General features: G+C 32.4%; 29 protein-coding genes and 1 tRNA gene. 8 read left to right on the forward strand and 22 right to left on the reverse strand.

Annotation, left to right across the window (positions count from 1 at the left end; all coding sequences use genetic code 11):
• The first annotated feature begins 245 nt into the window (after positions 1–245).
• The 5 genes from dnaG (at position 246) to PUD86_00455 (ending at position 3,956) form a co-directional block, all read left to right on the forward strand.
• Positions 246–1,502, forward strand: coding sequence for a DNA primase DnaG (gene dnaG / locus PUD86_00435; protein ID MDD6775752.1), 1,257 nt, complete (start codon positions 246–248; stop codon positions 1,500–1,502).
• A gap of 61 nt (positions 1,503–1,563) precedes the next feature.
• Positions 1,564–2,166, forward strand: a complete 603-nt coding sequence (locus PUD86_00440; GenBank protein ID MDD6775753.1) for a biotin transporter BioY — start codon at positions 1,564–1,566, stop codon at positions 2,164–2,166.
• 49 nt (positions 2,167–2,215) lie between these two features.
• Positions 2,216–2,620: a DUF1284 domain-containing protein gene (locus tag PUD86_00445; protein ID MDD6775754.1), complete on the forward strand. Its 405-nt coding sequence runs from the start codon at positions 2,216–2,218 to the stop codon at positions 2,618–2,620.
• Positions 2,621–2,666: 46 nt separating this feature from the next.
• Positions 2,667–2,738, forward strand: a tRNA-Gln gene (locus tag PUD86_00450).
• Between the two features lie 33 nt (positions 2,739–2,771).
• Positions 2,772–3,956: an ATP-grasp domain-containing protein gene (locus tag PUD86_00455; GenBank protein MDD6775755.1), complete on the forward strand. Its 1,185-nt coding sequence runs from the start codon at positions 2,772–2,774 to the stop codon at positions 3,954–3,956.
• Here PUD86_00455 and PUD86_00460 read toward each other — a convergent pair.
• The 11 genes from PUD86_00460 to PUD86_00510 all read right to left on the reverse strand — a co-directional run bounded on the left by PUD86_00460 (position 3,928) and on the right by PUD86_00510 (position 13,572).
• A complete protein-coding gene (locus PUD86_00460; protein MDD6775756.1) occupies positions 3,928–4,077 on the reverse strand; it encodes a hypothetical protein in 150 nt (49 codons plus the stop codon). The genes PUD86_00455 and PUD86_00460 overlap by 29 nt on opposite strands.
• A gap of 147 nt (positions 4,078–4,224) precedes the next feature.
• Positions 4,225–4,908, reverse strand: coding sequence for a V-type ATP synthase subunit D (locus PUD86_00465; protein MDD6775757.1), 684 nt, complete (start codon positions 4,906–4,908; stop codon positions 4,225–4,227).
• Positions 4,909–4,935: 27 nt separating this feature from the next.
• Positions 4,936–6,327 (reverse strand): V-type ATP synthase subunit B, encoded by a 1,392-nt coding sequence (locus tag PUD86_00470; protein MDD6775758.1) that lies wholly within the window; start codon positions 6,325–6,327, stop codon positions 4,936–4,938.
• A gap of 2 nt (positions 6,328–6,329) precedes the next feature.
• Complete coding sequence (locus PUD86_00475) at positions 6,330–8,072, reverse strand: ATP synthase subunit A (protein ID MDD6775759.1); 1,743 nt, start codon at positions 8,070–8,072, stop codon at positions 6,330–6,332.
• On the reverse strand, positions 8,069–8,386 hold the full coding sequence (locus PUD86_00480; GenBank protein MDD6775760.1) for a V-type ATP synthase subunit F: 318 nt from the start codon (positions 8,384–8,386) through the stop codon (positions 8,069–8,071). Before PUD86_00480 ends, PUD86_00475 begins: the two co-directional genes overlap by 4 nt.
• Positions 8,383–9,537: a V-type ATP synthase subunit C gene (locus PUD86_00485; protein ID MDD6775761.1), complete on the reverse strand. Its 1,155-nt coding sequence runs from the start codon at positions 9,535–9,537 to the stop codon at positions 8,383–8,385. Before PUD86_00485 ends, PUD86_00480 begins: the two co-directional genes overlap by 4 nt.
• A 16-nt stretch (positions 9,538–9,553) precedes the next feature.
• Positions 9,554–10,165: a V-type proton ATPase subunit E gene (locus tag PUD86_00490; protein MDD6775762.1), complete on the reverse strand. Its 612-nt coding sequence runs from the start codon at positions 10,163–10,165 to the stop codon at positions 9,554–9,556.
• 16 nt (positions 10,166–10,181) lie between these two features.
• Positions 10,182–10,664, reverse strand: a complete 483-nt coding sequence (locus PUD86_00495; GenBank protein MDD6775763.1) for a V-type ATP synthase subunit K — start codon at positions 10,662–10,664, stop codon at positions 10,182–10,184.
• 72 nt (positions 10,665–10,736) lie between these two features.
• Positions 10,737–12,731 (reverse strand): V-type ATP synthase subunit I, encoded by a 1,995-nt coding sequence (locus PUD86_00500; GenBank protein MDD6775764.1) that lies wholly within the window; start codon positions 12,729–12,731, stop codon positions 10,737–10,739.
• A gap of 11 nt (positions 12,732–12,742) precedes the next feature.
• Complete coding sequence (locus tag PUD86_00505) at positions 12,743–13,057, reverse strand: V-type ATP synthase subunit H (GenBank protein MDD6775765.1); 315 nt, start codon at positions 13,055–13,057, stop codon at positions 12,743–12,745.
• 164 nt (positions 13,058–13,221) lie between these two features.
• The gene (locus PUD86_00510; GenBank protein MDD6775766.1) at positions 13,222–13,572 is read right to left on the reverse strand and encodes a hypothetical protein; all 351 of its coding nucleotides are present in this window, start codon (positions 13,570–13,572) and stop codon (positions 13,222–13,224) included.
• Positions 13,573–13,635: 63 nt separating this feature from the next.
• Here PUD86_00510 and PUD86_00515 point away from each other — a divergent pair, with 63 nt between their 5' ends.
• Positions 13,636–13,965 carry a hypothetical protein gene (locus PUD86_00515; GenBank protein MDD6775767.1) on the forward strand — a complete coding sequence of 110 codons (330 nt, stop codon included), beginning with the start codon at positions 13,636–13,638 and terminating at the stop codon, positions 13,963–13,965.
• Here the strand turns inward: PUD86_00515 and PUD86_00520 are convergent.
• The 9 genes from PUD86_00520 to PUD86_00560 form a co-directional block, all read right to left on the reverse strand.
• Positions 13,955–14,293, reverse strand: coding sequence for a hypothetical protein (locus PUD86_00520; protein MDD6775768.1), 339 nt, complete (start codon positions 14,291–14,293; stop codon positions 13,955–13,957). The genes PUD86_00515 and PUD86_00520 overlap by 11 nt on opposite strands.
• A 1-nt stretch (position 14,294) precedes the next feature.
• Positions 14,295–14,804, reverse strand: a complete 510-nt coding sequence (locus tag PUD86_00525) for a nitroreductase family protein (protein MDD6775769.1) — start codon at positions 14,802–14,804, stop codon at positions 14,295–14,297.
• A gap of 5 nt (positions 14,805–14,809) precedes the next feature.
• Positions 14,810–15,610: a citryl-CoA lyase gene (locus tag PUD86_00530; GenBank protein MDD6775770.1), complete on the reverse strand. Its 801-nt coding sequence runs from the start codon at positions 15,608–15,610 to the stop codon at positions 14,810–14,812.
• Positions 15,611–15,673: 63 nt separating this feature from the next.
• Positions 15,674–16,546, reverse strand: coding sequence for a fumarate hydratase (locus PUD86_00535; protein ID MDD6775771.1), 873 nt, complete (start codon positions 16,544–16,546; stop codon positions 15,674–15,676).
• 4 nt (positions 16,547–16,550) lie between these two features.
• On the reverse strand, positions 16,551–17,453 hold the full coding sequence (locus PUD86_00540) for a peptidase (protein MDD6775772.1): 903 nt from the start codon (positions 17,451–17,453) through the stop codon (positions 16,551–16,553).
• A 1-nt stretch (position 17,454) separates the two neighbouring features.
• Positions 17,455–18,855, reverse strand: a complete 1,401-nt coding sequence (locus tag PUD86_00545; protein MDD6775773.1) for an MmgE/PrpD family protein — start codon at positions 18,853–18,855, stop codon at positions 17,455–17,457.
• 90 nt (positions 18,856–18,945) lie between these two features.
• Complete coding sequence (locus PUD86_00550; protein MDD6775774.1) at positions 18,946–19,431, reverse strand: hypothetical protein; 486 nt, start codon at positions 19,429–19,431, stop codon at positions 18,946–18,948.
• Positions 19,432–20,334 carry a DUF3100 domain-containing protein gene (locus PUD86_00555; protein MDD6775775.1) on the reverse strand — a complete coding sequence of 301 codons (903 nt, stop codon included), beginning with the start codon at positions 20,332–20,334 and terminating at the stop codon, positions 19,432–19,434.
• Positions 20,335–20,533: 199 nt separating this feature from the next.
• Positions 20,534–21,802, reverse strand: coding sequence for a tRNA(Ile)(2)-agmatinylcytidine synthase (locus PUD86_00560; protein MDD6775776.1), 1,269 nt, complete (start codon positions 21,800–21,802; stop codon positions 20,534–20,536).
• A gap of 60 nt (positions 21,803–21,862) precedes the next feature.
• Between PUD86_00560 and PUD86_00565 the strand changes: the two genes are divergently transcribed.
• Both PUD86_00565 and PUD86_00570 read left to right on the forward strand, forming a co-directional pair.
• Positions 21,863–22,795 carry a transcriptional regulator gene (locus PUD86_00565; GenBank protein MDD6775777.1) on the forward strand — a complete coding sequence of 311 codons (933 nt, stop codon included), beginning with the start codon at positions 21,863–21,865 and terminating at the stop codon, positions 22,793–22,795.
• Positions 22,796–22,804: 9 nt separating this feature from the next.
• A complete protein-coding gene (locus tag PUD86_00570; GenBank protein MDD6775778.1) occupies positions 22,805–23,191 on the forward strand; it encodes a hypothetical protein in 387 nt (128 codons plus the stop codon).
• Here the strand turns inward: PUD86_00570 and PUD86_00575 are convergent.
• Both PUD86_00575 and PUD86_00580 read right to left on the reverse strand, forming a co-directional pair.
• Positions 23,188–23,982: a hypothetical protein gene (locus tag PUD86_00575; GenBank protein ID MDD6775779.1), complete on the reverse strand. Its 795-nt coding sequence runs from the start codon at positions 23,980–23,982 to the stop codon at positions 23,188–23,190. The genes PUD86_00570 and PUD86_00575 overlap by 4 nt on opposite strands.
• A gap of 9 nt (positions 23,983–23,991) precedes the next feature.
• Positions 23,992–24,339: a heavy metal-binding domain-containing protein gene (locus PUD86_00580; protein MDD6775780.1), complete on the reverse strand. Its 348-nt coding sequence runs from the start codon at positions 24,337–24,339 to the stop codon at positions 23,992–23,994.
• Between the last annotated feature and the right edge of the window lie 74 nt (positions 24,340–24,413).

Raw genomic sequence — 24,413 nt, forward strand, 5'->3', positions numbered from 1 at the left:
ATCAAAAGACAGGAGTTAAAAAAAGTATTAAGGAAAAATTATAACATCATATTAAAAAAAAAACAATCTATAAAAGATATTAAAACCTTGATATTAGACTTCTGCAAATGTATAAACTCTTTTTTAGTGTATAATAGGTCTATAAGACTGATGAAATATGATTATCATATAATTTATGCAAATTTACCAAATAAGTTTTAGTATTACATAAATTATCCTGATTAATAAGCTTAGGAGGCTTAAAAATGGGAAAAGGAGAAGAATTAACAACAACTAAATACTTAATTCATGCTCAGATTACTGCTAATGGTATTGTTGAAAAACCAGACGTTGTTGGTGCAGTATTCGGGCAGACTGAAGGATTACTTAGTAATGATTTAGATTTAAGAGAACTTCAAAGAACTGGAAGAATTGGAAGAATTCAAGTTAACATCCGTTCAAACAGTGGAAGAGCAAAAGGAGAAATTGTAATTCCATCCAGTTTAGACAGAGTTGAAACCGCCATTCTTGCAGCATCTCTCGAAACTATTAACCGTGTAGGTCCTTGTGAAGCTCAAATTCAAACTTTAAGAGTTGAAGACGTAAGAGCTGTTAAAAGAGAACAAGTTGTAAACCGTGCAAAAGAAATTTACAAAAACATGGTTGAAAGCGTTGGTCCTACCAGCATTAAAATGATTGAAGAAGTCAGAGAAGCTATGCGTATTCATGAAATCTCTGAATATGGTGAAGATCATTTACCTGCAGGTCCAAGTATTCACTCTTCCGATGCAATTATTGTAGTTGAAGGACGTAGTGATGTTTTAAACTTACTTAAATATGGTATTAAAAATACTGTTGCTGTTGAAGGTGTAAGTGTACCTCAATCAATTGGAGAATTAAGTAAAAAGAGAACTACAACTGCATTTGTTGATGGGGACAGAGGCGGAGAACTCATTTTAAAAGAACTTTTACAAATTGGTGAAGTTGACTTTATTACCCGTGCACCAAAAGGAAAAGAAGTTGAAGATTTAGAAAAAGACGAAGTTTTAGTTGCACTTAGAGACAAAGTTCCTACTGCACAATTCTTAGCTACTACTAACATCTTAAACGACAGTCCTAATAAAAAAGAACACGGTAAAAACAACCGTAACAACAAGCACAACAATCACAATAAAAAACAAAAATATAACAATAACCACCATCATGAAGAAAAAACTCCAGAACCAGTTATTGAAGATGACGAAGTAAGCTTAATGAAAGATATGGTTAAAGAATTCGAAGGCACTGGTATCGGAGCTATTTTAGATGAAGCATTAAACATAACCAAAGAAGTTGAAGTAGAAAACCTCTACGAAGAAATTAAAAATATCGAAGGAAATGTTGATGCTGTAATTTTCGATGGTGTTATCAGTCAAAGATTAATTGATGTTGCTTCACAAAAAAATATTAAAAAATTAGTTGCATTCAAATCTGTTGACATTGTTAAAAAACCACATAACGTTAAAATTATAACTATAAACTAAACTTGAGAACTAAGCATTCTCATTTTTTCTATTTTCATAAATGGAGGAATTAAATATGAATATTAATATGGAAAATTATTACAGTGCTAGAAAAAATATATTCGAAAGAATTCAAGATGCTAGTACTACAACCAAAGTACTTATGTCCTTAATGATGGCATGTTTTACTGGTATAATGGCACAAATCATTATCCCACTCCCATGGACTCCAGTACCAGTTACTGCTCAAACATTTGCAGTTTTATGCTCAGGTTTATTATTAGGTAAAAAATATGGATGTTTAAGCCAAATCTTCTACATTGTTTTAGGTACCGCATTCATCCCATGGTTTGCAGGAATGACTGGTGGAATTGAAGTATTACTTGGATCCAACATCGGATTCCTTGTAGGATTTGTAATTGCATCCTACTTCGTTGGATTTATATCTGAAAAATATGCAAGCAGCCGCAGTTTCACAAAAATGGTTGCTGTTATCTCAGTTGCAAACTTTGCACTTATCTACATACCAGGACTTTTAGGTCTTGCTTTATGGTTAAATATGCAAGGTAGTGCTGTTGGTATCTTTGATTTATTAATGATGGGTCTTATACCATTCATTATTGGAGATATCGTAAAAATCATTGGAGCAGCTTCTGTTTCCAAAGCATTTTTACCTAAAAACTAAAAAGGTTGATTTAACCTTTTCTTTTTTTATTTATTCTTTTTTTGATAATATGAAACTAATTTTAAGAGGACATCACTTATTATGTCTTAAAGGTTTTCAAGGATATGGCTATGATGAAAACTTCACTAAAAACATGATTGATGTTAATTCCAAAAGAAAAATGGAAAATACAACAATTACACTTACCAACAGCCCAGATGATGTGTGCAAAGCTTGTCCTAATCTAAAAAACAATGTTTGTGAAAATGAAAAGCAAAATGAAAAAATCGTTTTTATGGACAATGAGGTATTAAAAAAGATTGACTCTAAAAAAGAGTATAATTCCATTGAATTATTTGAAAAAATTGATGAAATTTTCACAACAAAAGAAAGTGTATCCACAATTTGTGCTAAATGTATGTGGCATAAAGAATGTTTATTTTATCAAAAATTAGCAAAAAACCAAAAACTATAAATAGTACATTACAAATATATATTAAATGTTGTATGTATTACAATATAGTCCCGTAGGGTAGTGGTAATCCTTCTAGGCTTTGGACCCGGAGACGGCGGTTCGACTCCGCTCGGGACTATTACTTTTATAAACTTTTTTTTACTGATATTTTATGGAAAAATTATTACTAATTGGAATTGACACTAGATGTATGATTAACAGTGCACTTCAATTAGATTATGAACTTTATTCTACTAGCTATTTTTCAACTTCTGATACTCCAACAATTAAAAATCAAAAAATTATTTTAAATGAAAGTAATGATGAAAGTTGCGGTATTTTTGAAGATCTTTTCAGCAGCGAGACTCTTCTAGACATTTCAAAAGATTATCTTGATGAAGTTGACTATATCATTCCTGTTTCTGGAATTTCACCAACTGATTTTCCAAAAGAATACAAAAAAAAGATTCTAGGAACAACTGACATAGAAGATATTGAAAATAAATACAAATTTTATAAAAAAATAAAAAACAAATTCTTAACTCCTATGACTTTTAGGTTATCTGATATAGATGAAGCATTTGAAATTAATGAAAATTATCCTAACAAGCAATTTATTTTAAAACCCACTCAAGGAAGTGGTGGATATAACATAAATCTTTTAGATAATTCAAAGGATTTGCAATTTAATGATAGTGAATTCATGTTGCAGGAATTTGTTTGTGGAATTAATGTAAGTTCATCAGTACTTGGAACAAAAAATGATTCAAAAACAGTAGTAAACTCAAGATTACTAACTATGAATGATTTTGAAAAAAATAACAGTTTCATATACGTAGGCAATATCATCCCCCTAACAAATGAATCCATGATGGAAAATATTAATGAAATCTGTGATATAAATGAAGAGATGAGTGAAACATCACAAAATTTAGCTCGTAGATTTAATTTAATTGGTTCTAATGGAGTTGACTATATCCTTAATGAAAATGGATTGTATGTCATTGAACTAAACCCAAGAATTCAGGGGACTTTTGAATGCGTAGAAAAAGCACTTGGAATAAATATGCTTGAAGCACATATAAAAGCATGTCAAGGAGAAATAGTCGATATACCAAAACCAGAATACTATTCCTATAAAAGAATTATATACTCACCAAACAGGATGAAATATGAAAAAATAGATTTAGACAATATCTATGATTTACCACACATCGGATCAATAACCGAAAAGGCAGAACCATTACTTACAATAATTGATAAAGATAAAGATTTTGAAAAATTATATAAAAAAGTAGAATTAACTAGTAAAATAGTTAACAAACAAGCTAGATTACACCAACAAGATATAGAATAAATAATATTACTCCAATTGTAATCATAAAAGTAGTTATAATCATTGCACGAGTAATCCAGATAAATACATTAGCCTTATTATCCGGGTCCTTCATATATTGGTCAATTGGATTTCTTTTCATGTTTACACCGTTTTTTAAAAAAATTCTAGTAAAAAAACTTTTTATAGTAACTAACTTAAAATAACTTATTTTTAAAATAAAACAATAGAATAATTTCTAATAAAAAAATAATAAAAAATAGAAGAAAATGAAAAGAATTAAGAAAAATTATTCAGCATTTTCTGCTGCAGCAGCTGCAGCAGCAGCTTTTTCATTTTTCTCAATAGTAGATCTAATCATTTTCAATCTAACGAAGTTTTCCCTTTCCATTTCTTGGAGTCTCATATCAATATACTTTTCAGTATTTTGGAATCTAGGAATCATAATGTGTTCTAAAGAATTTACTCTACGTTTGGTAGCTTCGATTTCCTCAGCAAGTAAGTAGATAGTTTTTTCTACTTCACCAAGTTCGATTAAATACTTTAATGATTCCTCGAATTTTTTAGCAGCTTCGTCTAATTGAATAGTAGTGTCGGAAAATCCATAACCTCTGTCTACAATGGATCTTTCTTCCATTTTAACATCGGTTACAGGTACAGCAACACCCATAACACTTCTTGATGAAATTTCAACATCAATAGATTCTTTAACGGATAATGCTGCTTTTCTAACAGCTAAGTCACCCATAGCAATTTGAGCTTCAATTAAAGCATCGTATGCTTCTTTAAGACTTTGTTCTGCGTTTTCACGAATACCTTTGACACGATCCAAGATATCAAAAAACTCTTTAATTAAAGCATCTCTTTTTTCTTTGAGTAAACCGTGCCCTTTAATAGCAAGTTTAGTTCTGTTTTTAAGAGATAACAATTCCATACGAGTTGGATTAATTCCATCTATAATATCTTGTGCCATTTAATCACCTACATTACTGTAATGAGATTATTCATCTTTTGGAAGGTATTGTTCAATAAATTCTTCTTTAACCCTTTTGAGCTCAGATTTAGGTAAGATTTTGAGTAAGTTCCAACCAAGGTCCAAAGTTTCAAAGATGGATCTGTCTTCATCTTTACTTTGGGTAATGAATTGATCTTCGAATTCTTGAGCAAATTCTAAGAATTTTTGATCCCTAGGAGTAAGTGCTTCTTCCCCTACAACCGCAACTAAGTCTCTTAATTCACGACCTTCTGCGTATGCAGAATAGAGTTGGTCAGATACTCCACTGTGGTCATCCCTAGTTTTTTCTCCTCCAATACCACCACTCATCAAACGAGAAAGTGAAGGAAGTACGTCTACAGGAGGGTAAATACCTTTCCTTGAGAGTTCCCTACTTAATACAATTTGTCCTTCGGTAATATAACCGGTTAAATCAGGAATTGGGTGAGTAATATCATCTTGAGGCATAACTAAGATAGGCATTTGAGTAATGGAACCTTCTTTACCATCAATACGTCCTGCTCTTTCATAAATACCTGCGAGGTCAGTGTACATGTAACCAGGGTAACCTCTTCTTCCAGGTACTTCTTCTCTAGCTGCAGAAATTTCCCTTAAAGCTTCACAGTAGTTGGTCATATCAGTTAAGATAACTAATACTTGCATACCTAAAGTGAATGCGTAGTATTCAGCAGTAGTTAAAGCCATTTTTGGAGTTAAGATTCTTTCAATAGCAGGGTCGTCTGCTAAGTTCATGAATACTGTTAATTTTTCTAATGCTCCGGTACGTTCGAAGTCTCTCATAAAGAAGTTTGCTTCTTCGTTGGTAATACCCATAGCTGCAAAAATTACTGCGAATTCGTCGTTTGCACCTAATACTTTAGCTTGTCTAGCGATTTGAACAGCTAAATCGTTGTGAGGTAAACCAGATCCTGAGAAAATAGGAAGTTTTTGTCCTCTTACTAATGTGTTCATTCCGTCAATGGTAGAGATACCAGTTTGAATAAATTCTTCAGGGAATTCACGGGAAGCAGGGTTCATAGGAGCCCCATTAATATCTAATTCTTCATCAGGAATAATTTCTGGTCCACCGTCAATAGGTTTACCGATACCGTTAAAGATACGTCCCATCATGTCTCTGGATACACCGATTTTTGCGGTTTGACCAGTGAATCTGGTTTTAGTATCTTTAGTGTTTAAATCAGTGGTTCCTTCGAATACTTGAATAACAGCAACATCTTTACTTACTTCAAGAACTTGTCCACTTCTTTTTTCACCAGTAGGTGTTTCAATATCTACAATTTCATTGTAACCAACGCCTTCTACACCTTCAACAACCATTAAAGGACCTGAGACTTCGGATACAGTAGTATATTCTCTAGTTTTAATATTTGTATTCATGTTTAAGCCTCACTGCATTGTTTTACAACTGCAGCTTGAATATCTGCAATTTTTGCGTCAAATTCATCTTGTGGTATGTATTTCATTTTACCAATGTCTTCTTTAACAGGTAAAGCTGCAATAGTTGCAATTGGAGCTCCTCTGTTAACAGCTGCAAGAGATTCTTTGTAGAATAAGAGAATGGTCTTTAACATTTGGTATTGTTTGGATGGAGCACAGTAAGTGTCAACATCGTCAAATGCGTTTTGTTGTAAGAAGTCTTCTCTTAACATACGGGTAGTTTCTAAAGTAGCTTGGTCAGTTTCAGGTAATGCATCAGGACCTACTAATTGTACAATTTCTTGTAACTCGGATTCTTTTTGTAATAATCCCATAGCTTGGTCACGGATAGATCTCCAATCTTCAGCTACGTTTTCAGCCCACCAACCTTCAATACTGTCTACGTATAAGGAGTAACTTTGTAACCAGTCAATTGAAGGGAAGTGACGTTTATCTGCAAGAGATGCATCTAATGCCCAGAACACTTTACAGATACGTAAGGTGTTTTGAGTAACAGGTTCGGATAAGTCCCCACCAGGAGGAGATACAGCACCAACTACAGAAATAGAAGCTACATGAGGTTCGGAACCGATAGTTTCTACTCTTCCTGCTCTTTCGTAGAATTGTGCTAATCTGGATGCTAAATATGCAGGGTAACCTTCTTCCCCAGGCATTTCTTCTAATCTTCCAGAAATCTCCCTCATAGCTTCAGCCCATCTAGAGGTTGAATCAGCCATAAGTGCTACATCGTAACCTTGGTCACGGTAGTATTCAGCAATAGTAATACCAGTATATACACATGCTTCACGAGCTGCTACCGGCATGTTAGAAGTGTTTGCGATAAGAACAGTTCTGTCCATTAATGGGTTACCAGTTTTAGGGTCGTCGAGGAATGGGAATTCGGTAAGTACTTCAGTCATTTCGTTACCACGTTCTCCACATCCGATATATACCACAATATCTGCGTCTGCCCATTTAGCTAATTGTTGTTGAGTAACAGTTTTACCTGATCCGAAAGGTCCAGGGATAGCTGCTGCTCCTCCTTTAGCTACGGAGAAGAAAGTGTCTTGTGCTCTTTGACCAGTTACTAAAGGTACATCTGGGTCTAATTTCCTTACGTAAGGACGGCTTTTTTTAACAGGCCATTTTTGGAGCATTTGTACTTTTTGTCCACCTACTTCAGCGATGTCTTCAACAATAGTGTATTCGCCTTCAGCAGCAATTTCAGTAACTTCACCTTCGAGAGTAGGTGGAACCATAATTTTGTGTAAAACTGCAGAGGTTTCCTGTACTTCACCGAGTACATCTCCAGCTTTTAAAACATCTCCAACTTTAGCAACAGGTTTGAATTCCCATTTTTTCTCTTTGTCAATGGAATCTACATCAATACCTCTAGCAATGAAATCACCAGAAGCTTCTCTGATGATTCTTAAAGGTCTTTGAATACCATCGAAAATGGAACTCATTACACCAGGACCGAGTTCTACGGATAATGCTCCACCAGTACATTCAACTACTTCACCAGGTTGGATACCTGCTGTTTCTTCATATACTTGGATAGTTGCGGTGTCACCTTCAAGCTCGATAATTTCTCCGATAAGCTTTTCATTACCGACCCTAACCATCTCAAGCATCTGAGCCCCTCTCATACCATCTGCGACAATAACAGGCCCAGCAATCTTAATAATATTTCCTTCAATAATCATTTAACCATCTCTACCCCGATAACTCTTCTAATAAGGTCATTAATTTGATCAGATGATCCTTCAGAGGACCCATCTTTATCAGGTATTTCAATTATCATTGGTAAAACACTTGAACCAATTTTTCTATTAATATGATTTCTAATTTCATTTGCCATTAACTGAGTAATGATAATAATTGAAATCTCTTCATCTAAAAATTTATCAAAAGCTACAATAGCCTCATCAGCTGTTTTAACAACAACTGCTTCTTTGACACCACCAAGTCTAAATCCGGAAACGGTATCAATATCACCAATAACTGCTACGGAACTCATAATAACATCTCCATGATTTTATCATTAGGGAAGTCTGCTTCTCTTTTTGCTCTTGCAATAATTTTTAAATTTTTAATTTCGTTTTCTTTTTGAATTAAATAACCAATAATTGGACCAATACCTAATGGTTTTTTAGTTGCTAAAGATTTTGCGTAATCAGAAGCGTAAGCATTTAATGCTTTTTCAAATACTGCAACGGAGCCAGTTTCGTTGTAAACTGTCATTACGTCAGTTAATGATTCAGCATATTTTGTACCTTCTAATCCAGAAATTACATTTGTAACATCAGGAGATTCCATTAAATCTTTAAGTTTCCATTCACGTAATTGGTATCCTTCATCTAATATATAAGGTGCGATAGCATCATAGTCAAGGCCATCTTCTTTAGCCCTTATAATTAGTTTAAGATTAGCTACATCTACTTGAGTTCCAATGTAGGAGTATAAAATTTGTTTATTCTCATCAGAAGGAACATCTGTAGAACGTAATAATTTGCCCAAGTAATATTTATCTAAAGCAGATTCTAATGAAAGAATCATTTTAGTGTTTTCATATTGTGGAAGAGCGTCTTCTAAAACTCCAGCGTATTCAGTGTTGTCCAAACCGGTAATGACATCAGTTACAGTTTCAGCATCAGCTAAAGATTCTAAGTCACTGTATAATGAACCACATGGAATTAATAATTCTTTGGTTTCTTCAGCGTCGTATCCAACTTCTTTTGCAGTTAAGAGACTTTTAATGTTGTCAATGTCTGCTTTTTTAGACATTACTGCGAAAGGAGCTTTAATATCTTTAGGAGCTAATCTTGCAACAAGATCATAAGTGTTTGCACGTTCAACATCTAAAGCTTTATCAAGAGGATATTCTTCTAAAACATCCGCATATTCAGGAACACCTTTGAGATAATTTTCAACTTCTTCAATGTCGTTGGTTTCAACGATTTCAGAAATTTGTTTTTCATCAAATAATCTTCCTTTTCTAGCTCTTACTCTTGCACTTGGATTAAGATAAGGATAAATGTCCAAAATTGGTCTAGATGTAATGATTACTACTACTGCACCAACAACAAGTAATGCGATAACACAGAATACCAAAAAGGTTTCTTGTGTAAGTCCTGCAGAACTTATTAAAGTAGCAATTTGATCTGCCATAATTTATCCTCCTAATTTATTTAAATAAAACGTTAGCAACTTCACTACGTAAGATACTTTTAAATCTTTCTAATCTTGCATCAATAGTGTTATTTACTTCAATATCTCCATTACTAGTTTTTAAGATTGCTCCACCAATAGCATTGATAGGCTCACCTAATTTGAACTTAATTCCTTCTACATCGAAAGTATTGTCTGAAGATATTTCACCTTTAAATTGATTTGTGTCAGCTTCGTTTAATTGAATAATTAAATCGTCACCGCCAATTTCATCAGCAGCTTCTTTAATCATTTTAATTAAAGAATCTTCATAATCTGCGCTTTGGGAAGAAGCTTTTTGTTCTAATTCGCTTACTGCTTTTTCAAAAGCAGCTTCGATGATTTCTTCTTTAGCGCTTAATTTTGCTCTACGAGCATTCATCTTAGCTTCAGAGATAATTTGCTGATATCTCATATCAGATTGTTTTTTACCATTTTCTAAGATTTTAGCTTTTTCAACTTCAGCGGTTTTATCAGCTTGTGCTTCAATAGCTGAAACTTCTGCATTAACCTCTTGAATGATTACATCAGCTTTCTCTTGGGCTTCAGACATAATGCTTGAAACAATTTTATCTGTGCCTGAGCTCATATAAATTGCCTCCTACCTATAAGATTCCACCGAATACCATGAGTAAAATAGCAATCAAGAAACCGTAAATAGCTTGAGTCTCTGGTAATGCAGAGAAAATAATACCACGAGCGAACATGTCGCTGTCTTCGACAATAGCACCAACGGAGGAAGCAGCAGCCATACCTTGTCCCATACCGGAACCTAAACCTGCGAAACCAATGGATGCACCTACACCGATAGCTACGATACCAGCTTCAGTAGATAATCCTTGACCTCCACCTAATAATCCTGAGAATACTAATAATAAAATTGCAACCAAGAAACCGTAAATAGCCTGAGTTTCTGGTAATGCAGAGAAAATAATACCTCTTGCAAACATGTCATTGTCTTCTGCTACAGCACCTACGGAACCAGCAGCTGCCATACCTTGCCCTAAACCGGAACCTAAACCGGCAAATCCAATTGCTACTCCAGCACCAATAGCTGCTAAAGCAGTACCTAAAGCAATATCTACCATATTTAATTCACCTTTGAAATAATATTGATTTAATTAATTTTTAATTTAAGATATAAATGAAAAAATTTTAATTTATTTAAGTTTTGTAAATGTCCTACTTGCTTTGAAAGCTTCGAATTTTCCTTTACCGCTCATGAAGAATTGTGAGAAGAATTCTACGTAGTTAAGACGTAAAGCGTTAATAAATGCACCTAATACTTGGAAAGCGAAGTTTGCAATATGACCGAATATGAATATTAACACTGCAAGTACGATACCAGCAAATGGAACCATACTATCAATCATAGCTGCTAAAATGTTAACAGTCATAGCAATACCACCAGTAGCTAAACATAATGCTAAAAGACGAGCGTAAGATAAAACATCTCCCATGTAACCGAAAATATCCATTACACCGTATGCTCCGTTAGCCCAAATTAACATAACGATAGTTGCAAGAATTAAAATTCCACCTAACGCCATACCAGCCATACCAATAGCAGGCATGAGGTAACCTAAAGCGAGGAATACAATACCAGCTTCGAAAACAAACCAACAAATTTGAGATCCAATAGCTTCTTTAACATTACCGTATCTAAGGTTGTTAATAGCACCAACAATGAACCCGAGGTTGGTGTAAAGAAGACCAAATGCGATAGCTATAATTAAAATAGTATCTGGGTGTTTGAATGCTTCAACAGGAGCAAATACGGTTGGTAATCTGTATCCCATGATTCTTTCTGGGAAGTCCCCAATAAAACCATTTGTTAGTAAACCTAGTACAACAGCCCACAGACCGGACCATACTAAAATCCAACCAAATGAATTCATGGACTCTTTAACTTTACCTATACCTTTAATTAATACAACACCAATTAAAGATACGACTAATCCATAAACTGCATCAGTTAAACAGAACCCGAAGAAGAATGGGAATGTAAGTGCTACAAAAATTGTTGGATCAATTTCATTGTAACGTACCGGAGAGTACATATCTACAAGGTATTCGAAAGGTTTCGCATACCATCCATTTTGTTGTAAAACAGGAACATCTTCATCATCAGTACCTTCAATTTCAATTGTTTCAAAGGCACAGTGTCCCTCAGAACTGGATTCGACCAATTGTTCAACTTTTTCGGTATCTTTTACAGGTACCCAAGCTTCAAGAATGTAAGCATCTTTAGTTTGAACAAATGAGGAAAGAATTTCGTTCTTATCTTTTTCATTTTCTAATTGTTCTTTGAGAGCTAAGATTTCATCGTCCCATTGCTCAGCGACTGCTCTTAATTCACCTTTAACAGCAGCACGTTCTGATTCAATAGTTAATAAACGAGAATCAGCACTTGAAATAACATGTTCAGGAGTACCTTCAACATTGCCTATTTCAATTTTCTCAAAGTCGAATTTACGAAGAGTTGAATAAACATCATCATTAAATTCTTTTAATGTTACTACAGTAATGATTTCACCATCATCAGTAGGAACAGTAAACATTTCTAATTCATCAGTCAAGTTACTTAATTCATTTTTGATTTCTGAAGTAGATTCAGCATTAATCCTTCCAACAGTAATAGAAGTGTACTTTGAATCTTTTAAAAGCGCTAAATCCATGTCAAAATTAGATAAACGTTTAGCCAAACTTTTATTAGACTTTAGTTCACTTGTTTCAGCGTCGAGTGCAGAAAGTTTACCTTCAATAACACTTGTTTTGCTTTCAACCTTAGCTAAGGTTTCTTCTGCTTTTTCAATAAAAGCAGCAGTATCTAACTTCTCAATGTCTTTTTGAACTGGCATATCAGGACTAATAAAAGACATGATTGTGTCTTTTAACCCATGGCCTTCTGATAAAGAATTTCCTAATAGTTCAGATATACCATTTGTTTTCATAAGAAGTGAAGATAATTTACCTGTGTAAGGTGTAGCTTTTGAAGGAATTACTAATTCCGCTAATTCAGGATCTTGCTGAATGCTTTCAGAAATATCACTGACTTGTATAAGCCCTGATTCGTGGAGAGCATCCACAGTAGGAGCTACATACTTATCAAGTGTAACAATTCTAATTTTACGCATTCTAGCTGTCTTGAACATATAAACTCACACTACAATATATTTTTGACAATAATAGAAGCAGCTTCATCAACGTTAGCCATAGCCTCATCTTTTAAAGATTTGACTTCCACTTGAGACTGTTCAGCAATTGATTGTGCTTCTTTTTTAGCTTTATCTTCTGCATCAAAAACAGTTTTTTTAGCTTCTTCTTCTGCTGCAGCTTTAACTTCGGATACGGATTGTTCAGCTTTTTTGTTAGCATCATCAATCAATTCTTTTGATTTTGATTTTGAATCCGCAATAAGTTGTTCAGCATCAGATTCAGCTTTTTTTATCATTGCGATTGCGTCTGATATCTCTGCCATAATTAATCACCATGGTATATTAAACTTTGTTTAGAAGTATATATATCTTTTACTATTCAATATTTAAAAAAGTAGTCAAAATTGAAAATAAGAAGAAAAAATTATCCAAATGGATAAAATTCCATGGTAAAAATTGATAAAAAAAGTAATAAAAGATAAATAAATTATCTATAGAACCATTTTAAAAGTTTTGGAGGTAATTTGCCTAAATAAGCAAGAACTGCAATTATAATTACAATTAAACCAACACCAAGCAATTCTAAATTGTAAGGGAATGCTAATAACATATATCCTGAAACAGCAATAATTATACCTTCAAAGAAGAAAACTGCCTTAGTCCAACTAGGGTTGAACATGATAATGAGATATGCAAATGAAATCATAATTAATATAATTGCACTAGCAATAACCTCAGCAGTAATTGGCTGATGTCTTAAGAATGGGAGAATTCCCCATAAGAACAACAATAAAGACAATAATACTCCTACTAATTTATAAGTTTTAATATTTGCCATAATAACACTTAATTTTAATTTTAATTTTATAATATTTATATCATTTCATATAAATTAATATATATGGAAAGAGCAGTTTGGATAATATTAAATAATAATTTTTCATTGACATTAGACAGTGAAATAAAAGATGGAAAAGTAGTTGACAAAAGATTCTCACCAGGAAATGATTTATGGACTACAGAGATTCCACAACTACGTTTTAGTGATGAAAATATTCAAAATGATTATAATGACTTTGTTTTTGATATTGTAGCATTATTTGCAGAGCCTAGTGTTGATAAAGTATTTATTGATGCTAAAATAGGTGAAGAATCAGAATATGTTAATGCTAAAAATCCTTTGGTAATAAGAAAAATAGAAGAATATAGTGTAGATGAAATTATAGAATAGCATTTGCTTTATTTAATATTTCATCCATATTACTAAATTCCAATGGGTTTCCATCATCATCAACTCTCTCAGTTGTAATTAATACATTAGGAGAGGCATATAAATAAGAATATGAAAAGTATGCAACATTGATTAATAAGACCAATCCTACAAACTGAAGAGCTATTATTAAACAAATTGCATGGATTAAAAGATTACCATACCTTTTTTTACGCATCAATATGTAATTCTTATCTGATTGAGTTACTTTGAACTTTTTTAAAGATAATTCATTGGATATTGAATCCATATCCTTGGAATTATCTGCTTTTAAAATAAATAGCTTCATTTTAATCTTTATATACTACAAATTCATCTAATTCTTTTCTTGGAGTTTCACGAGGTTCAGCATTACCATAACCAAGAGGAGTAAATAATACTGCTTCTTCTGTTTCATCCAATCCTAAGAATTTATGTGCTTTATTTTTCTTGAATGCTGCAATATAACATGTTCCAAGACCAACATCAGTAGCTGCAAGAATAATGTGATCCATTACGATAGTTGCATCAATATCTGCAATGCTTTTTGAATCCCATGGTCTTACCCAAGCTTCATTTCTTAGTGCAACAACACATAAAACGTATGGTGCTTCTACAAACCATTCTGCAGCATAGATTTCGGATAATTCCTTTTTATATTTTTTAGTATCAATAACGTAAACTTTAAATGGCTGTTTGTTAACTCCTGTTGGAGCTAATGTAGCTGCTTTTAAAACGTATTCAAGCTTTTCTTTTTCTACTTCTTTATCTAAATATCCTCTAACACTGTATCTTTCATTAATTACATCAATAAATTCCATATTATCTACCTTTTTTGTTGATAAATTACATCATCTAAATCGCAAAATCTTCTAAATTCATCTTCATCCATTTTTTCTTCATGAATGTGTGCAATTATACCTGGGATTCTACCAATAATAAATACTCCTAATCCCAAGTCTGGTGTGAAACCTAAATCTGACAAAATTGCTGCATTTGCCCCATCTACATTAAGCCTAATTTGCTTTTTTTCATAGATTAAATCTTCAAGAGCTAATGCCAATTTAATATGTGGTCCAATAAAACCTTCCTTGATAACAATTTCCATCAGTTTATTTGCTCTAGGGTCAATGTTATGGTATCTGTGACCAAAACCAGGTACTTTTTTACCTTTTAAGACATAGTCTTGATAAATTTCAATAGCTAAACCAGCAATCTGTTTATTATCAATTTCAGAATCATCAATCAAGTAAGAAGAATTGATTTTTGACTGATATAACTCCATAGCTTTTTCAATAGCTCCAGCATGTTTATGTCCAAAAGACAATAATGCTCCTGCAACAGCTGAATTAACCGGTGAGCCTGAAGAAGTAACTATACGGGCTGTTTGAGTACTTGGAGGAGTTACACCATGATCGCAAAATGAAACAAGGACATGATTAAATATTTTACCTTCCATAATAGATGGCAATCTTCCTTTTAATAGTAAGAAAACCATATCACTATATCTTATTTTTTCAATTAAATCTCTTTGATTATATCCTCTAGTAACAATTTTATCAGTTTCAACTCGTGAAATAGCTGTTTTTAAAGAATGTCTATCAATTTTAAAGTTATTATCCTGCATTTTACGCTACCTATTTTTCTTTATCAATTATATTAAGATAATTATTAGATTATATATAAACATTTACAATTTTAATGTTGCAACTCTTGGTTCAACAAAACAGGATGGTCTTATTGACACTATCCTTACACCACTTGCCCTTTGATTTCCAATATTTAAATAAGTTCCTAAAACTGTTGTTTTTCCACCAAAACCCATAGGTCCAATGTCAGTTTTATTCAATCTATTAGTGATTCTTTTTTCATGTTCACTTTGATTATCCAAATTCCCATAGGCAATTGCCTTTAGAAGAAGAGAAGTTGCTTCATAATGTGTTCTACCTATACCAATTGCAGGAATAGATGGAGTACAACCCAACATTTTTAATGACTCTTCAAGCCATTCACATGCAGTATTGATTACATTATCAAAAGACCTTTTATGGTAAACTCTTAATGTTTTTGCCCTTATCTCAGGACCTCCCCCTTCAAGTATAAAATGAATATTTAATGTATCCGGAGAAATGTCCCTTTTATATGAATGTTCATCAAGACCATTGTCGATTAATATTGGTGCTGGGCGAAGCATGCCTGGTTTTTCAAATAAACCTTCACTTTGATTGATTCTTTGAACTTCATCACCAATTACAGCCATTGGTCTTGCAGGAAGATTATTTAATCCTAATTTAATTCCCCGATGAATCTGGTTAATTAATTTTCCTGAAAGCTGTCTATCCTCACCGATTTCTACAATAACATGAGGAATACCAGTATCATCACATAATGGAAACTTAATATCCTGGGCTACTTTATAATTTTCTAAAATCTGTTCTAAAGCCCATTTGGCGTTTTCATTGTCTTCAAGTTCAATAGCTCTTTTTAGTGCATCATATTTATCACAAGAAAGAGTTGTTGATGCATCAATTATTGTTTTTGAAATATCATCCAAAATACTCATAGAATCACTCTGGAGTAGATAAATCATCAGATTTTGCAGGAGATACTACTGCATCAGGATAATATTCATCAATTATTCTTTTAACTAATACAACCTGTTTTATACGAGCTATTGCTTCTTTTTGTGTTGTATCCCAGTTGTGATTAGCTGCAACAGATCCTCCGGTTTTAAGATAAACAGGAGATGCTACTTTAATGAATTGTGGAACTTCATAGTGTCTTATAAATCCTCCAGTGGATTTTGGATTTTCAGTGTGTAAATCAATTGCAAGATTGCATGCATCTCTTATAGCTCCAATCATTGGAATTTGCAAATCTCTTACTGGATTAAGTGAATTAAGACCCTGAGATTCAAGTAATTTTGCAGAAGCCGGATTGGAATGACCTGCATGTGCAGATAATTTAAAGTGAACATTTTCAGGAAGTTCAACATCTTGTCTCATCTTGTTTAATACAAAAAGTAATCCTTCATCATATAATAATATACCACGAACACCTAATCTGCATGCTCTTTTAACGTCCTCGATTGCATAGACTAAATTATCATATCCTCTTAAACGATAGCCTATTCTACTTCCCTCTTTGGTATGAACTGTTGCAGATGTATCATAGGTTGCTCTTGGACCAACAGATAAAAATAATTCACATCCATAACCAATAGCTAAATTAACCATTTGTTTAATCTCATCATCACTCAACATCATTATTCCTTTGGTTTGAGTGACTCTATGAATAAAAATACCCTGTTTTATTGATTCTTCTAAAAGAGCTTCCATTGTTTTTGGAGATTGGATTCCTGGAACTTCAAAACGGTATTGTCCACCATCGCCAAAACGTTTATCAGATTTATAATCGCTTGAAACTTCATTTATTCCAATTTTTTTAAGGAATTGTTTTGTATTTTCCATATTATCTACCATTCAATTTACCAACAACATATTTCATATTGTATTCTTCAATAGAATCAATAACAGTTAAATTACTGACATCATATTTAGGATTTAAACCTTTAAATTTCTCGATTAATTCTTTTAATTGGAAAGGATTTTCAAAGTCTCCTTTTGGAAGTAATGTACTGTTTTGGAATGTTCCATTTCTAAATACTTCATCTAATCTGATAATGATATTTGAAGGTCTTTTTGACGGATAAAGTTTAGTTAATTCATCATCTGAGATAATAGTCATATTATTTACTATCTTTTTAATTGCATTTACATCATCAACAGTAGAATAGTTTTCTAAAAGACCAAATTCAACTAACTGATTGATTTTATCAACACTTACTTCACCAACAACAAGAGAAATTGCAATTGCATAAGGAAGGCTTTGTTTTAATTCTTCTATGTTTTTCGGGTGATAATTATCGTGTTGAGCTGCAACCTCGTATGTTTCCACAAGAATATGTTGAATATGAGAATACTCATCACCAATACTTGCTTTAAGCTTTAGGGCAGTATCTATTGAAGAGTGTAAATGTCTACAAAACGGATATTTTTTAAAGTAAATGTCTCTTACACTTACATTTCCCACATTTCTTAAAGCATCTTCTAGGGAAAATTCTTCTTGTTTATCTAGAACCATTGTTCTTAAAAATCCTTCATCCCCATCAAATATGGTTCCACTACCTGTAAAACCATTTCTTGCAAGATATGCAGATAAAATACCATTATATGCTGCTTTTCCAACATGTAAAACTTTACCCATAGATCCACCGTGGTCAGATTCCAAAAGACCTGCTGCTTGGGTTCCACATAATCCTAATGTGTTTAAAATCTGATCAACATCAAGTTTTAGCAATTTAGCTGCAACCGCACCAGCAACAAATGTTCCTATTGTTCCTGTTGTATGAAATCCGTTGTCCCTGTGGTCTGGATTTACAAGTTTTCCAAGTAAAATTCCAACTTCATAACCTACAATTACACTTTCTAAAAATTCTCTACCAGTTAAATCATGAGCTTCAGAAATTGCAAGAGCTGTTGGAAATATAACTGAACCTAAATGAAGTTGAGCACCTCTGTGACCATCATCCAACTCCAAAACATGTGCAGCAACCCCATTTATAAAAGCTGCACTTAAAACATCTGTTTTTAAATTCTTCCCTATTACAGATGCACTAAAATTTAAATCAATTTTTCCAGAAAATAGCTCATCAATTGTAGTTAAAGCAATATTTGATGCTTCTTCCTCAATTCCCCTATATGTAACCCCAAAGAAATCCAAAAAAGCCGCTTTTACCGCAGTCATAGATGCTACGGTTGATTGTTCATAGCGATAGTTGGATATAAATTTAGAAATATTTTGCAAAAACATAAAACACCTACCATAAATATATGTAAAAAGTAGTATTAAAATAGTTCAGTTATGAATTAATAATAAAAAAAAGATTAAACTCAGATGAGTTTAAACAGGTACACCGGTAAACACTAAAATAGTGTGTGCAACAAGTGCAGAACCTAAATATGTAGATGCAATAACTAGAATTGTGATAATAACTGCTCTTGGACCTAATGCTTTGAATTCGTCCCAGCTTTTACCCATTCCAATACCCACATATGCTAAGAATACTGTAACAATAGATATTAATTCAACTTGTGAAACGTAATATAATAAGGTTTCTGAAGTTGGCATTCCAGGAAATGCTAAAACAATACCAATTACACTGATATAAATAATTGAAGAAATGTTGAACGGTAAATATCTCTCCATCCAAACACCGACCAATGTAATTACTGATAATATTAACATACCAATTAAAGCATCACCAATCGGATGGTCATAACCAATATAATTTCCAATAACAGTAATTATTGAAAAGATAGTTAAAAGCAAAACCCAATTTAAAATACCTTGAACTGAAATATTTTCTGATCCATCAATAATATCCATCTATTCATCACCCTCTTTCTTTTCTTCAACAATAGGGTCTCTTCCAATTCTAGGTTCTAAAAAGGAATATAATTTTTCTGTTAATGGTATTGCTACAAACATAACAATATAGATACCAACAGAGAAAGACAATAAATTACTGAATCCAGCAAATGCTTCAATAGGTGTTGCTAAATTCGGGAAAGCTGCAATAGTCGGAGCGAGTGAAGCAGCATTCATACTTGCACTACCTACACCGGAAGCCATAGCAAATGCATATGGGTGTAGAGGCAATACTGAAACACAGATACTGGTAAGGAAACTAATAAACACAGTTCCAATAATTGTTCCAACAATGAAGAGTGCAAAAATACCTCTTGATTCTGGAGAGTTAAAACCATATTTGTCAACAATAACTGCAACTTCAGGTTCACGACCAATAGATGAAGTCATACCAATACATTCACGTTTAAATCCAAGCAATAATGCAGCAGGAAGAGCTATTAAAATTGTAGCTAAGTGTCCTAATTCTTGTAACATTAAAGCAGGACCCATTTCAAAAATCAAATGAATGGATTGACCACTGGAAACTGCTAATTTTGCAATTAACACTCCAATAAACAACATCATTGCCCCTTCAGCAACTCTGGATTGTTTTCTTTGAATCCAAGTAATTGGTTTTGCCAAATAAAATATTAAACCTAAAACCATTGTATAAAGCAAAGGCATAACTAAAATTTCTACGCCTTTTGCAAGGGGAATTTTAATTGAACCAATAAATTCAGCCACTATAACTAAAACAAGTACTGTAATATGTAATCCATAATCCTTCCACGGATTCTTTTTCAAAATACGTCTATCGGTTTTATCACGATAGATATGTTGAACTTTCGTATCACTATTCTTTTTTGATATTTTTGACAACCCCTTACAATTAGAGCAAAAACTCCATTAAGATATACTATAAAAATACTTATATATAAATTAATAGGAATTAGTTCTTAAAAGTTCAAAAAAATAGAATATAATTAATAAAAAATTAGAAAAAAGTTCATATAATATGAACTAATAAAAAATAGTTTAAAACAACTATTTGACTTATAAACAATTTATTCAATAGCCATTAATCTAAATCCATTCTGCAAAGAGGTTTTGACAAGTGACGCCTTGCAGAAACTGGTGTTTCATAAAACTGAGCATTTTTTAAAAAACGTGTGACACTAATAGGAACTTTTTTGTTTGAAGCAATTTTATTTCCACACTTTTTACATTTAAATCCTTTGTTTTTACCTGCAGAAGTCATTCTTTTACCGCATTCGCAAACAGGATTTTTATACTCAATATCATTTAATTTAATGACTTGAAACTTCTCAATATTGAATGTATTTTGCTCACCAATTCCCCCAAAGACTTTAATAATATCTCCAGGACGTAAATGAGAAACTACCTTTCTAAAGTTTTTAGTCGGCTCATATGCGCCACATTCAATTTCTCCTGACTCATCAAAGATTGAAAAGAACATATGTCCACCATCAATGATTGTAGGTTTGTTTTTAACCTCACCAACAACCTCATAGCACCCATATTGCTTCATAGATGCAATATCGGAAGCTTTTTGAATATGCATATCAGTGTGCTGATTTGTTTTAAAAATACACCAGTCCACAATAGGTTCAGATACCTGAACAATTTCTTTTGCTTTTTTAAGTGCCTCAACAGTATTTGACCTGATTCCATACAAAACAGGACAAGGTGTTTTAGGTTCAATTGCAATATAATCTTCAGAATAATCAATATTTTCAAAAGTGTCTGGAAAAGTCTCTTTATCCATTTTATAAACAGATTCATAGTCAATTTGACGTTTAGTTCCATAATTTTGAGATGATCTGTATGCCAATAGCTCAAAAGTATAATCTGGAAGAGGTAAACTAATAGCTGCAATTGACCCGATAATTCCTCTGCCTTTTTTGAACTTATGAATTTCACATCCAACAGATTTTCCAAATTCTTCAGCCCCATCAATGGTAATGAACTCATAAATTGCTCTAAAAGCATAATCCTGCATTTCTTTTGTGATTTCGCCATCATAAAAGATTACGCCAGGATTTGTATTGTCACAATCAAACATTGAAAGTTTTTCAACTTCATCAAGAACAATTTTCTTAGCCAAATCTACATTATCACTATTTGAAATCTGAAAACTAACTCCACCATTTCCACGAGTTTTAAAACGAGCAAAAGGATTTAATCTAATTAATCTTGGATAATCAAGAAGTTTAATCCCATTTTCTTCAAATTTATTAACAATTTGACTAGCTAGATAAGTAGTACACATTCCATCCGGAGAATCTGTATCGTCAATTCCAATATGTAAAATATTAATTATAATCACCCTTAAATATACAAATATATTAGAGTTAAAACAATATATAGTTTAATTAGAGGAATCACTATGTTGACTCGAGGAAACTTGTTACAACAAACTGAAAAATTATTAAAATCTCAAGGTTTTAAAACATCAGATTTCTATGAACAAGGTTCATTTGATCTTGTAGCGAGAAAAAAATTGTTAATTTTACTTTTAAAGACATTTGTAAATATAGATAGTATTAACGAACAAAATGCTCATGAAATGAAGCAGTTAGCTAATATATTCCTTGCTTCCCCAATTATTATTGGAAGCAAATCAAGAAACGGCCTTCTTGAAGAAGGAGTAATTTATGAAAGATATGACATTCCAACTATTGGATTTGACACTTTCAAAAATATGATTTTATACAATGAATATCCAGAAATTTTAGCTGACCGTGGAGGATACTTTGTTAAAATTGACGGAAATGTCATAAAACAGTATCGTGACGAATATTCAATGTCTCTTAAAGAATTAGCTAGTCTTGCACATGTATCTCGTGCTACAATGTATAAGTATGAAAATGGAATTGTTCGTGCAAATGCTGAAACTGCAATGATTTTAGAAGAAATTTTAAATACAAAAGTTACATTAGATATTGATTTGTTAAAACAGCCTCAAAAAGAAGATATAGAATATAGTGATGATGTTAATGACCTGTCAAAATTAGGTTATGGAGTTTTATCAACCAATAAAGGACCATTTGATGCAGTAGCAAAAATGAAAACCTCCGATAAACATTCTCCGTTAATGGCAAATGTTGAAAAGAATAGAACTGAAAAAACCTTAAAAAGAATGGCAATTCCTCTAAAAGACTTATCAATGATTACAACTTCTGAACCTGTCTTTATAATAAATAATGAAAAGATTAAAGAATCAATTGGAACAATTCCAGTTATAAAGTCATGGGAATTAAAAGAATTTGAGAATTCAAAAGAATTATTAAAAATAATTAGAGAAAGAAAAGAAAATTAAAGTGATTACATGGAAGATTTAAAAATTACAGGTATGGAAAACTATCCAATTAAATGGGTTTGTAACTTCAAAGGACAAAAAGCAATCGGAATTTGTGGAAAAACACAAAAAATAGCTATGTTTGCATCAGATGAAAGAGTTTCAAAACTATTAGACGACATTGTAATCGGAACTGATGAAGCACAGGAAGGATACGGTTGTGAAGAAAAAAGTAGATGCTGTAATTTTGATTGTGAACTTTGTGAAATTTCACCAAGACAATACTTACAAATTACAGGTAAAAAACCATCCAATAAAAATATAAAAGATTTAATTAATGGTTTAGCAGATTTAAACAAATCCCTTGAAGAAGAAAAACTTGTTCCTTTCAAAGAATATGAAATTGTTGAATTTTAATATTCTTTTAAAAGAGTAAAGTCTTCACGTGCTTCTTCAACTTTAGCCACACCAATTGATATTAAATCAACATAATCTATATTTTTATAAAATTCAAATGCTTCTTTAGGTTTTAAAACACCACATGCCATAATCCTAGAAGCTATTACTTTTTTATTTAAACTAGTGAGTTTTTCTTTGAATTCCTCTCTTTGAGAAGCATTAAATGCAGTAATATCCATCATATATGAAATTGCATTAAATGGAACCATATAAAAATCAAATAAATTCATATCAAGATTTTCTGGAATTAAAGTTGTTGTTTTTAGAGGAAATGCAGTAATTAATCCTGAAAGAGCACCAGTATCATTAATACTTGATAAAATTTTTGAGGTTAATCTCCAGTCATATGCATCAACAATAAATTCATCAACCAACATCAAAGGACAATCATATTTACTGAATAATTCAATATCCTCATCCCAGTCTGCCTCTTTTGCAATTTCGTAATTTGGATTTAAATAATCAATATCAGTTTTACCAATAGTAGCAATTACCTGCATTTCACAGCCCTGAGAACATGCAAGATCATATCCTTCAAGTAATTTTTCATCATTAAAAAGGTTAATTGCTCTTACGCCCTGATTGTATGACTCCACAATAACATCTGCAATAGCCTGTGGATTTTCATGTAAATCCCTTTCATATAACATGGATCTGTGACCTAAAAAAGGCTCAGCAACAAATGGAGAAAATCCTAAGATTGTTTTTGGAATTGTTTTTTCTTTATATGTTAAATCATCAAAAAACATCGCAATACCTTATTTATCTTCAATTTTTTCAATTACAACTGCAGTTCCATAAGTTAATACTTCCTGCATAGTTTGGGAAATACTGTCTGAAGCCATTCTAACGGAAATTATTCCATTTGCACCTAATTCTTTTGCATGTTCAATACATCTGTCAATTGATTCTTCTCTTGAGTTTTCCATCATATCAACATACTGTCTGATTTCTCCACCAACAAGACTCTTAAGACCAGCACCAATATTCCCCCCAAGACCACGGGAACGTACAGTTAATCCGTAAACAAAACCTTTGTTTTCAACAATTCTATAACCTGCAATGTAATTTGCACTAGACATTGGGAATTCATCCATTTTTACCATATTTATCACCTATAAATAATTATTCTCAAAGTACATATATAATTTTTTATAGAACAAATATCTATTTTGGAAAT

It is taken from the genome of Methanobacteriaceae archaeon (assembly GCA_029219465.1).
Taxonomy (GTDB): Archaea; Methanobacteriota; Methanobacteria; order Methanobacteriales; family Methanobacteriaceae; genus Methanocatella.

Bases quoted from the DNA above. Each gene is read 5' to 3' on its own strand.
- PUD86_00520 (MDD6775768.1), bottom strand. From the start codon at position 14,293: ATGAAGCTATTTATTTTAAAAGCAGATAATTCCAAGGATATGGATTCA.
- PUD86_00570 (MDD6775778.1), top strand. From the start codon at position 22,805: ATGGAAGATTTAAAAATTACAGGTATGGAAAACTATCCAATTAAATGG.
- PUD86_00515 (MDD6775767.1), top strand. From the start codon at position 13,636: ATGGAAAGAGCAGTTTGGATAATATTAAATAATAATTTTTCATTGACA.
- PUD86_00505 (MDD6775765.1), bottom strand. From the start codon at position 13,057: ATGGCAGAGATATCAGACGCAATCGCAATGATAAAAAAAGCTGAATCT.
- PUD86_00545 (MDD6775773.1), bottom strand. From the start codon at position 18,855: ATGTTTTTGCAAAATATTTCTAAATTTATATCCAACTATCGCTATGAA.
- PUD86_00495 (MDD6775763.1), bottom strand. From the start codon at position 10,664: ATGGTAGATATTGCTTTAGGTACTGCTTTAGCAGCTATTGGTGCTGGA.
- PUD86_00485 (MDD6775761.1), bottom strand. From the start codon at position 9,537: ATGGCAGATCAAATTGCTACTTTAATAAGTTCTGCAGGACTTACACAA.
- PUD86_00460 (MDD6775756.1), bottom strand. From the start codon at position 4,077: ATGAAAAGAAATCCAATTGACCAATATATGAAGGACCCGGATAATAAG.
- PUD86_00565 (MDD6775777.1), top strand. From the start codon at position 21,863: ATGTTGACTCGAGGAAACTTGTTACAACAAACTGAAAAATTATTAAAA.
- PUD86_00550 (MDD6775774.1), bottom strand. From the start codon at position 19,431: ATGGATATTATTGATGGATCAGAAAATATTTCAGTTCAAGGTATTTTA.
- PUD86_00580 (MDD6775780.1), bottom strand. From the start codon at position 24,339: ATGGTAAAAATGGATGAATTCCCAATGTCTAGTGCAAATTACATTGCA.
- PUD86_00575 (MDD6775779.1), bottom strand. From the start codon at position 23,982: ATGTTTTTTGATGATTTAACATATAAAGAAAAAACAATTCCAAAAACA.
- PUD86_00480 (MDD6775760.1), bottom strand. From the start codon at position 8,386: ATGAGTTCCGTAGCAGTTATTGGTGATATTGATACCGTTTCCGGATTT.
- dnaG (MDD6775752.1), top strand. From the start codon at position 246: ATGGGAAAAGGAGAAGAATTAACAACAACTAAATACTTAATTCATGCT.
- PUD86_00525 (MDD6775769.1), bottom strand. From the start codon at position 14,804: ATGGAATTTATTGATGTAATTAATGAAAGATACAGTGTTAGAGGATAT.
- PUD86_00455 (MDD6775755.1), top strand. From the start codon at position 2,772: ATGGAAAAATTATTACTAATTGGAATTGACACTAGATGTATGATTAAC.
- PUD86_00475 (MDD6775759.1), bottom strand. From the start codon at position 8,072: ATGATTATTGAAGGAAATATTATTAAGATTGCTGGGCCTGTTATTGTC.
- PUD86_00500 (MDD6775764.1), bottom strand. From the start codon at position 12,731: ATGTTCAAGACAGCTAGAATGCGTAAAATTAGAATTGTTACACTTGAT.
- PUD86_00465 (MDD6775757.1), bottom strand. From the start codon at position 4,908: ATGGCACAAGATATTATAGATGGAATTAATCCAACTCGTATGGAATTG.
- PUD86_00540 (MDD6775772.1), bottom strand. From the start codon at position 17,453: ATGGAAAATACAAAACAATTCCTTAAAAAAATTGGAATAAATGAAGTT.
- PUD86_00510 (MDD6775766.1), bottom strand. From the start codon at position 13,572: ATGGCAAATATTAAAACTTATAAATTAGTAGGAGTATTATTGTCTTTA.
- PUD86_00470 (MDD6775758.1), bottom strand. From the start codon at position 6,327: ATGAATACAAATATTAAAACTAGAGAATATACTACTGTATCCGAAGTC.
- PUD86_00490 (MDD6775762.1), bottom strand. From the start codon at position 10,165: ATGAGCTCAGGCACAGATAAAATTGTTTCAAGCATTATGTCTGAAGCC.
- PUD86_00530 (MDD6775770.1), bottom strand. From the start codon at position 15,610: ATGCAGGATAATAACTTTAAAATTGATAGACATTCTTTAAAAACAGCT.
- PUD86_00535 (MDD6775771.1), bottom strand. From the start codon at position 16,546: ATGAGTATTTTGGATGATATTTCAAAAACAATAATTGATGCATCAACA.
- PUD86_00445 (MDD6775754.1), top strand. From the start codon at position 2,216: ATGAAACTAATTTTAAGAGGACATCACTTATTATGTCTTAAAGGTTTT.